Annotated in this window: 1 protein-coding gene; it reads right to left on the bottom strand. The window is 64.3% G+C overall.

Going from position 1 to position 9,415, the window contains the following annotated elements; all coding sequences use genetic code 11:
• A partial coding sequence (locus tag E4P01_RS11415; RefSeq protein ID WP_248130006.1) for an SDR family NAD(P)-dependent oxidoreductase occupies window positions 1–9,415 on the bottom strand: 9,415 nt, incomplete at both ends.

Raw genomic sequence — 9,415 nt, 5'->3', positions numbered from 1 at the left:
TCGGCCAGCCAGCGCAGGCTGTGGGCCAGCCAACGAGGATCGACACCTACCGTCCCGCTGGAGCGTTCCTGCAAGCGTTGATACAGGGCTTGGGTGGTCTGCGGCGTGGGTTGGTCGAACAGCCCGGCTGCCTGCAATTGCACCAAAAGTACCTGGCATTGCGGCAGTCGTTCGCGCTGTGCGTCGCGGCGGTATTTGTCTTGCAAGGCCGCAGCGTGCGCACCATCGGCAGCTACCCACTGCGCCACATCAGCCTCAATGTGCAAAGGCCCGTTGGCTACCATTGCCTGGCTGACCCACTGATCGGCCTCGGCATTGCCGTCCAGGGTGATCGGCCGCAACGTCTTGATGAATGCCATCTGGTCCAGTGGGCTGGCCAGCAACGTGCGCACCGCCTGCATGGCCTCACGCGGCTCGATGGAGCCAATGCCTTCACGCTCCATGCGTTGCCGGTAGGCCGCTGACGACACCACGCCGATGCTCCCCCAATAGCCCCAGTTCAACGTTTTGACCGGTACCGACCCGCTGCTTCCCCAGCGCCGCGCCAGGGCATCTTTGAACACGCACCCCATCGCGTAGTTGGCTTGCCCGGCATTACGCGTGAAGGCGATCAAGGACGAAAAGAACAACACGAAATCCAGTGCCTGGCCACCGAACACCTGGGCCATGCGTACACTGATATCGACTTTGGCCTGCAAACTGCGCCGCAGTTGGTCTTCGCTCATATTCGCCAGGCTGCGGTCGTCCAGCACGATGGCTGAATGCACCAGGCCATCGATACGGCCGAAGCGGCTCAGGATCTGCTCGCAGGCTTGTTGCAACTGCCCGGCATCTGTGGCGTCGACGCTCATGTAAAACGGACGTGGGCCGTGCAGCGCAACCTGATCAAGGGCTGCCTGAATGGAAGCATCCAATGCCCTGCGCCCCAACCAGACCACCTGGGCGGCGTGCTCGCGAGCCACGCTTTCGGTCCACACCTGGCCGATACCGCCACTGCCGCCAATCACCACATACACGCCGTTGCTGCGATAAGCCGGCTGCGCGGACGCCTGCGGCCGATGAAGCAGCAACTGCCGGCCCTCCCAGACGCCATCGCGCAGGCGCCGCGAGGTATGCGCAGGGTCAACGGGCATCACCGCCAAATGTGTGGGGGCCAGACGCTCCTGATGCGCCAGGTCTACGGCCTGTACCGTCCAATGCGGCATCTCCTTGGCGAGACTGCCCGCCAGGCCGTGGACGGCGGCGTGTACGGGTTGGGCGTCATGGGGCGTCCAAGCGTCGCGAGTCACCACCACATAATGCAGCGCACGCTTGTCAAACCCGCAACGCAGCAACGCTTGCACGATACGCAGCTGCTCCAGGGCGCACGCGTGCTGTTCATCGATCAGGCATTCATCGCCCGCGTGCCGGGCGGCACTCGGTGGGATGACTAGCACCAGGCGGTCGAAGGCCGGCAACCCCTGGAACCGCGTCACCCACTGCTCGACACTGTCCGAGGGTACCGACGCACAACTGAGCAACGGCCCCTGCGCGCCCTCCAGGCTGCGCAGTTGCGAAGCATCGGCACCGATGACCAGTGTGGCCGTCGGCGAGGCAGTGACGGCCTGCATGGCCAACGGGCTCCACTGCGGCACCAGTAGCACCTCGCCAGCCGGCAGCCCGACCTCTTCGTCCCCCTCGACAAGCCCCCCATTACCGGGCGGCGCCCACTGTCGAACCTTCAGGCCGCGCAGGCTGGCGCACAACCAGCCGAGCTCATCGAACAACTCAAGGTCATAACTCTCGCGCTGTGGGTCGCGGTTAACCTGTACCCACATGCGCGGTTCACACGCAGCAAACACCTGCAACTGGTCCAGGGCGAAAGGCACTTGCAGTAGTGCGCTTTCGTCGCTCAATACGCGCGTCGCTTGCAGCGCCGCATCCAACATTGACGGGTGCAAGCCGTAACTCGCCTCGAACGGCTGCGCTGCAGGCCACTCGATCAGGGCCAGGGCGTGCCCGTCGCCGACATACACCGCGCTGAGGCAACGGTGCGTTGCGCCATAATCGATGCCCAGGCCTGCATAGGCGTCGTAGAGCTGCCCGGGATTACGCTCATGGAAGTCGGCGCTGCTGCGTAGCCGCGCGAGCAAGGCGGGTAGGTCCACCTGGGGACGGGTCGGCATGGGCACCTGTTCAATGACACCTCGTACGTTGAGCGCCTGTGCCTGGGCGCCGCTCGTGGCGATCTCAAAACGCACACGTGCGGTGTCATCGGGAAACAGGCGTACCCGCAGTTGTGCATCGCCGTCTTCCAGCACCAGGGGTGCCAACCACACCACATCGCTCAGGCGCACCAAGGCGCCCTGCTGGTCAGGCGTGGCCACCGCTACTGCTGCTTTTCGCGCCAGTTCCAGAAACGCGGAGCCCGCCATCATGGCCTTGCCTTGGACGTGATGATCGGCGAGAAAGCTGTCTCGCCCACTGACCTGGCAGGTAAAGCCCAGGCCCGTCAGGTCGGAACAGTTGAGCACGCTGAGCGGTGCCGCTTGCACACCGGGGCTGCGAGGGTGCTGCTGGCCGATATCGGAATTGATCCCCGTGTACCAAAAGCGTTCGCGGGCAAACGGATAGCCTGGCAAGGAAATGATCCTGCCCCAGCGTCCGGGCAACAGCGCCTGCCAGTCGATATCGCCGCCGCTGACCCACAGTGCCAACAGTTTGTCCTGCTGCCCGGTGGCCGCCCATTGCGCAACCATGGCCGACAGATCGTCTTCGCCCAACAGCCGAACCAGCGGGTTCTCATCCTGCCGGGCCGACCCGACCTGCACACGCCCGGATGTCAACGCCCCTTGCAGATACTCGCGCAAACACGCCTGCACATCGTCGATAGAATGTGCCAGGAACCCCAGCCGCGCGTTGAGCGCTTCTCGACCGGTTTGCAGGGTATAGGCCAGGTCGTGCAGGGACAGGTCGTGCGCTTCTGGCGAGGCGCAAAATGCCAGGAGGCGCCGGGCCGAGGCTTGCAGGCGCTCGGCGTTGGCGCCGCTCAACAGAACGGCCACCGGCAGTGGCTGCCGGCTTTGCGACTCAGGCTGCGTCGGCGCCAGGTATTCCTCGATGATCAAGTGTGCATTCGAACCGCCGGCGCCGAAGGACGATAACCCGGCCAGGCGTGGGCACTCCTCGGTGACGCCCTCTACGCGGCGCACCCGTCGCGGCCAGGGCGCCAAGTGGCGCTGGACTACGAAGGGTGACTGGGCAAAATCGATGGCCGGGTTGAGTACCTCACTGTGCAGCGAAGGCACCAACTGGCCCTTTTGCATTTGCAACAGGACTTTGGTCAGGCCGGCGATGCCGGCAGCGCTTTCGCAATGACCGAGGTTGGATTTGACCGAGCCCAACGCGCAGAACGCTGTCTGGTCGGTGTAGTGCCGGTAAGCCTTGGCCAGGCCCGCCAGTTCGATAGGATCGCCCAGGGCCGTACCAGTCCCATGGGCCTCGACATAGCCCACATCGGCGGCGTCTACGCCGGCGGCGGCCAACGCCTGGGTGATCACATCGGCTTGGGCATTGGGGTTGGGTACGGTGAATCCATTGGCCTTGCCACCATGGTTAATCTGGCTGCCACGTATCACGCCGTAGATACGATCGCCATCGGCCACCGCCTGGCTCAAGGACTTGAGCAAGACCGCACCGACCCCCTCGGCCGGCACATACCCATCGCCGCCCTCACCGAAACTCTGGCAGCGCCCCTGGCTGGAGGCAAAATTCCCCTGGGCCAGGCCCAAGTATTTGTTGGGGTGCACGCTGACGTTGACGCCGCCTGCCAGTGCCACGTCGCAGTCACCGCTGCGAATGCCCTGGCACGCCAGATGGATCGCCGTCAGCGACGCCGAACACATCGAATCCACAGCCAGGCTGGGACCACTGAGCCCCAGGCTCCAGGACACCCGGTTGGCGATCGACGCACTGCTGCCGGACAACGCCATAGGGCGCCCCAGCAAGGTTTGCTCGGCACCGAACAGTTGGTACTCCTGGTACATGACCCCTACATAGACACCGGTGCGCCGCAACGCACTGGGGCTACGCAGGCCCAAGGCCATGCCGGCATCCTCAAAGGTCGCGTAGGCGCACTCCAGGAACACACGTTCCTGAGGATCCATGTATTCAGCATCGTGGGGTGAGATGTTGAAAAACAGCGGGTCGAACTTGTCCACGTCATCCAGGAAGCCTCCCCACCGACTCAGGGTCTTACCGCCGGGCAAGCGTCCCGGTTGCGCCAGGTCGCCCAGGCTCCAACGTTCGGCCGGCACTTCAGTGACACAATCGACACCCTCGGCCAGGTTACGCCAGAATGCCTGCAAGTCCTCAGCCTTGGGGTAGCGGCCGCTGAGGCCGACAATGGCGATCGGCTGCGCGAGCGAGGCGTCCGGCAGTGCGTTCACGGGCGCCACGGGCGTCGACTCGGCGACCGTAGGAGCCGGAGCCACGGGCCCACTACCGGCCAGTTCGCCGAGCCGCTCGGCATGCCTGCGCGTAAAGTAATCGGCCAGCTCTTTGATCGAGCTGTGTTCAAAGAACAAGGTCTTGGATAAGGAGCCAAAGGACTTTTCCAACTCGGCGGTCATCTGGATGACCATCAGCGAGTCAATGCCGTAGTGTTCGAAATGCCGGTCATCCTGGAGCTGGGCCGGGCTGACCCGGGTCACGGTCACCAACACGGTCCTGAGCAGTCCGATAATGAAATCCCTGGCGTGTCGGGTCTGGCTGTCGTCGCGTGTATCCATGGCGGGAGTCTTCTCCGTCAAATCGGTAAGAGGCGGCTGCACGATATGGTCGAGCAAAGCCTGGAGGCATTCGCAGCGCAAAAGGCGGGCGCCCTGCCCTGCCAGGTCACGTGTCTCGCTCAGGCGCTGCACCAGGGCCTGGCGCATAGGCAGGTCGAAGCCGTAATCGGCAAACGGCTGCTGCAGGTCAATGTCAGCTACGGGCACGCCGGTCAGCGCTGCCACGTTGGCCAGCAGCCACTGCTCGAGCGGCTCGACACGATGCGTCGTCGGCGTCAGCAGACGCCGCACACTCGATGCAACGCCGTAGTGCACCAGCGTGTTCGCCTGGCGGTGCTTGAACGCCTGATAAAGCGCGTGCAACCCGACGTCGCGTGGCATAGGCAGAAGGCCCCAGGCCTGCTTGAGCAAGCCCAGGGACAACGCATCGATACGCATGCCGCCGTCGGCCCAATATCCCCAATCCACAGCCATGCTCAGGCCGTGTCGCAGGCCCTGCTCGGCTTGACGTTGGCGCGCGCGCACGACCCCATCCATAAAGCAGTTGGCCGCTGCGTAGTCGGCTTGACCGACATTGCCCAACTGCGCGCTGATGGACGAAGACACCAGGAAGAAATCGAGCACCACCTCAGCGGTGGCCGCATCGAGGTTCAACACGCCCTGGACCTTGGGCGCAAACACCTCGCGCACGTCTTCGGCGGTCTTTTGCAACAGGTAAGCGTCGCGTGTCACCCCCGCGTTATGCACCACGCCATCCAGCCGCCCATAACGCTCAAGGATCCGTTCGACCAGGGCCTGGGTGGCCAGCCGATCGCTGACCTCCAGGGTGACCACTTCGACCCGCGCCCCACGCTCACGCAAGCGATTGAATGCGGGGTGTAAGTGCGCCAAGCCCTCTAGCGTTGTTGGCCGATGCGTGGCCAGCACCAGGGTCGCCCCGGGTGCATGGCGGAAAATCTCTTCGGCCAGCACCTGGCCCATGCCGCCTGCGCCCCCGGTAATCAAATAGACCCCGGTCGCCTTCCAGGGCACAACACCGGGGCCGCTCGGCAACTGGCGCCAGACAAAGCTCTGCCACTGCCCGTCACACCAGCGTAAGCGTGGATCGCCCAGGGCCAGCGCCTGATTCACGACATTCACAAGCGACGCCGATGGCGCCTGGATCTCCACCAGCAGGCACTGGACCGTCAGCGCCGGGTTCTCCAATGCCGCCGTTTCGAGAATAGCCGCCAGGCCTTCGAAAAGTGCCCAAGGCCCATGTGGCTCCACCAGCAGTTGCACGTGCAACGGCCGGCCGTCAGCCTTGCGCAGGTGCGCCTGCAAGTGTGTGATCAACGAAATCGCGGCCTGGGTATAGCCCTCGCCCACAGGCCATTCACTCTCCACCAGCGAATGCCAGGGCAAGCCGTGCAGCGCCTGCTCCATCAGCAGTCGCTGCGGCGCGGCGGCCACCATCAACAGGCGCTCTCCAACAGAATCAGGTAACGCCATGGTGGCCTCGCGAGGCTGCCAGTCCCCCGTCCACAGGGTGCTCTCCCCGGCATCCAGCGAAGTACCGCCGGGATGCTGCGGTGGCGGTAGGGCGCGAAAACTCAACCCCTGCAATTGCGCACAGATCGTGCCGTTGGCATCGGCCAGTTGAATATCCACGGCCGGAACGCTCGCCCAACCTGCCGCCTGGCGGCGCACTGCATACGCCCATACCGGTTCAGCGGCACTGAACACATCCAGGCGCTCCAGGGAAAACGGCACCAGCGCCCGCGGCTCCGGCCAATCGCGCGCCAGCCAGTGGGCGGCGGCCTGCAGCGCCGAATCAGTCAGGCCTGGTTCGAGCAGCCAGCCGGTGTTGGGGGTCGCACCGGGGTTGCGCGCCAAGCGCACCAACAGTTGCTGCGGATGGTCGATATCGGCGCTGGCGGCGTACTCCACCAGGCAGCGAAAATTCACCCCGTAATCCACCCCCAGGCCAGTGAAGTGCCGGTAACAGTCATGTGCTGAATGAGGTGCCGTTCGGCAGGCCTCACGCAGGGCGGCCAGATCAAGCGCAGCGGGTGCGGTGGCCGGCGCAGCGTAGTGGCCGGCGCAGTGCACCTGCGCAGGGTGCCCGGAGTGGACCTCAACACCGCCAAGCCCTGTGTGTCGGCTCTGAACATCGAGTGTCACCCGTACCTCGACGGGCTCCGAGACCACGCGCAAGGGTGCCTGCCATACCAGGTTGATCAGGCTCAGTGGTGTCAAAGGTGTATGTGCAGCACGTGCAAGGGCGAGCACCTCCAGAAAAGCCACCCCGGGCACCACCGGCTCGCCGTTGATGCGGTGTTGATCAAGGAAGTATTCGTCACCCTCCAGGCGCAAGACCATGGCCGCCCCGTCATTGGGCATCATGGCGGCCGACAGCGGATGGGTAGCCTTGTCCTGGGCGGGCATCGCCTCCACTACCCAATAACGCTCCCGAGCAAAGGGGTAGCCCGGCAGGGGCATGCGCTGGCAATCCAGGGCGTCGAACAGCGGTGCGAAGTCCACTGCCTGGCCGGCTGCCCAGGCATCGGCAAATACAGCCAACTGCTGCAAGTAGTACAGAGACTGACCCGTGGCGCGAGCAGACAAGCCTTGCAATCGGCGCTGGTGTGCTTCGGCCAGATCGGCCGTGTCAGCCGGCATGCCTCTGCGCAGCGCAGCGATCAATTCGGCGCGGTCCGCGACCACAACATGGAAACGCTGCTCGAAACGCTGGCGCCCGGTGAGCAGGCTGTAGCTCATGTCTACGACGGCGAATGACGCGTCCCGCTCACATAACGCCAACAGGTCCGCCATGCGCTGGTGCAGTTGTTCGCGGGTGCGTGCATCGAGCACGATCAGTACCGCCGGCACCAGACTGGCCTGGTGGACGCGCAGGGGTGGCTGCTCCAGGACCATATGGGCATTGGTGCCGCTGAACCCGAAAGAACTGATCGCGGCGCGGCGCGGGGCCCCGTCAATCGCGGGCCAATCGCCCAGGTGCTGATTGAGGAAAAAGGGGCTGTCGGCGAAATCGATGGCCGGGTTGGTGTGTTGGAAATGCAAGGACGGCGGCAGTTGCCGATGCCGCATCGCCAACAGGACCTTGAACAGTCCTGCCATGGCGGCGGCGGTGGCGGCGTGCCCCATGTTCGACTTCACCGAACCGATCGCGCAGTAACCCTTGCGCTGGGTGTAACGGGAGAACGCCCCCTTGAGCGCCTGGAATTCGATCGGGTCACCCAGGCGCGTCCCGGTGCCATGGGCTTCGACCAACTGCACGGTGGCCGGGTCAATGCCATAGCGTGCATAGACCGACTCATGCAGACGCTGCTGGGACAACGCGCTCGGTGCAGTAATGCCATTGCTGGCGCCGTCCTGATTGATACCGGAACCGCGGATCAACCCATGGATGTGATCGCGATCAGCCAGGGCATCGGCGAGGCGTTTGAGCACCACCGCGCCTGCCCCTTCGCCAGGGACGAAGCCGTCCGCCCGGCTGTCGAAGGTATGGCAGGCGCCAGTGAGCGACAGCATGCTTGCCCGGTTGGCCTTTTGGTAAAACGCAGGTGTGGACTGAATGAAAACCCCACCCGCCAAGGCCACCTTTGTATCGCCGGCAAGCAGGCTCTGGCAGGCCATGTGGATGGCCACCAGCGCGCTGGAGCAAGCGGTATCGACGGTGATGGCCGGCCCTTGCAAGTCCAGGTAGTAGGCTATGCGTGCCGGCACGATCGAGGGGGCATTGCCCCAGAACGACTGGGGTGGCGGCATGTCATCGAACAGCTGGTCATAGTCGCCCTGTTCGCACCCGACGTAGACACTCACCTCGGCGCGGCGCTGTTCGCCCAGGCACCCGGCATCGGCCAGCGCGTTCCAGGCTTCCTGCAGGAACAGGCGTTGCTGAGGGTCCATATAGGTCGCCTCAAGAGGCGAAATATTGAAAAACAGTGGATCAAACTCATCGATCCTCTCAATGAAGCCACCGCGGTCGCAGCCCTGGTCTGCGCCGGCATAGCAATGCCGAGGGTCCCAACGTTGCACGGTACTGACCAGGTCGGCACCAGCCGCCAGGTGCTCCCAGAAGGCATCCAGATCTCGGGACTGCGGGAACCGTCCACTGATACCGACAATGGCAATGGCTTGGTCATCAACCGCTGGCTGTGCCGGCTCGCCAGTCGGCGGGGTTACCGGCAAGGCGTCCGTAGGCTCGGTTGCAGGCGTTGCGAACTGCGGGTATTGGCCCAGCATGTAGTCGACGAGCCGGTTGATACTCGGGTAATCGAAGAGGCACGTCGTGTGCAGGTCAATTGCCAGGCGTGCATTCAGCTGGCGAACCAGCGCCACGCCAGTGATTGAGTCCACGCCGTAATCGGCGAACGGTTCATCGTCGCGAATGTCGCACAGTTCAAATTGCAGGCTGCTGGCGACCAATTCGCGTACCGATGCCAGCAGCAGGGGCCGCCCATCCTCGGCGCGCCTGGCAGGCGCTGACACTGGCGCGTGACTCTCGGCCGAAGGTGCAGGTGCAGGCGTTGCCTGCGGTTCCCGGGCATGGCGCACCACTCCATCACTGCGCGCCATCACCACTTGCTGTCCCAGCCCATGAAACGCCTGGCACGGGAACATCACCCCGCGATAACCCGCCT

This window comes from Pseudomonas sp. NCIMB 10586 (assembly GCF_023127895.1).
GTDB lineage: Bacteria > Pseudomonadota > Gammaproteobacteria > Pseudomonadales > Pseudomonadaceae > Aquipseudomonas > Aquipseudomonas synxantha_A.
Note: the sequence above shows the minus strand (reverse complement) of the source record. Positions and strands in the feature narration are given on the sequence as shown.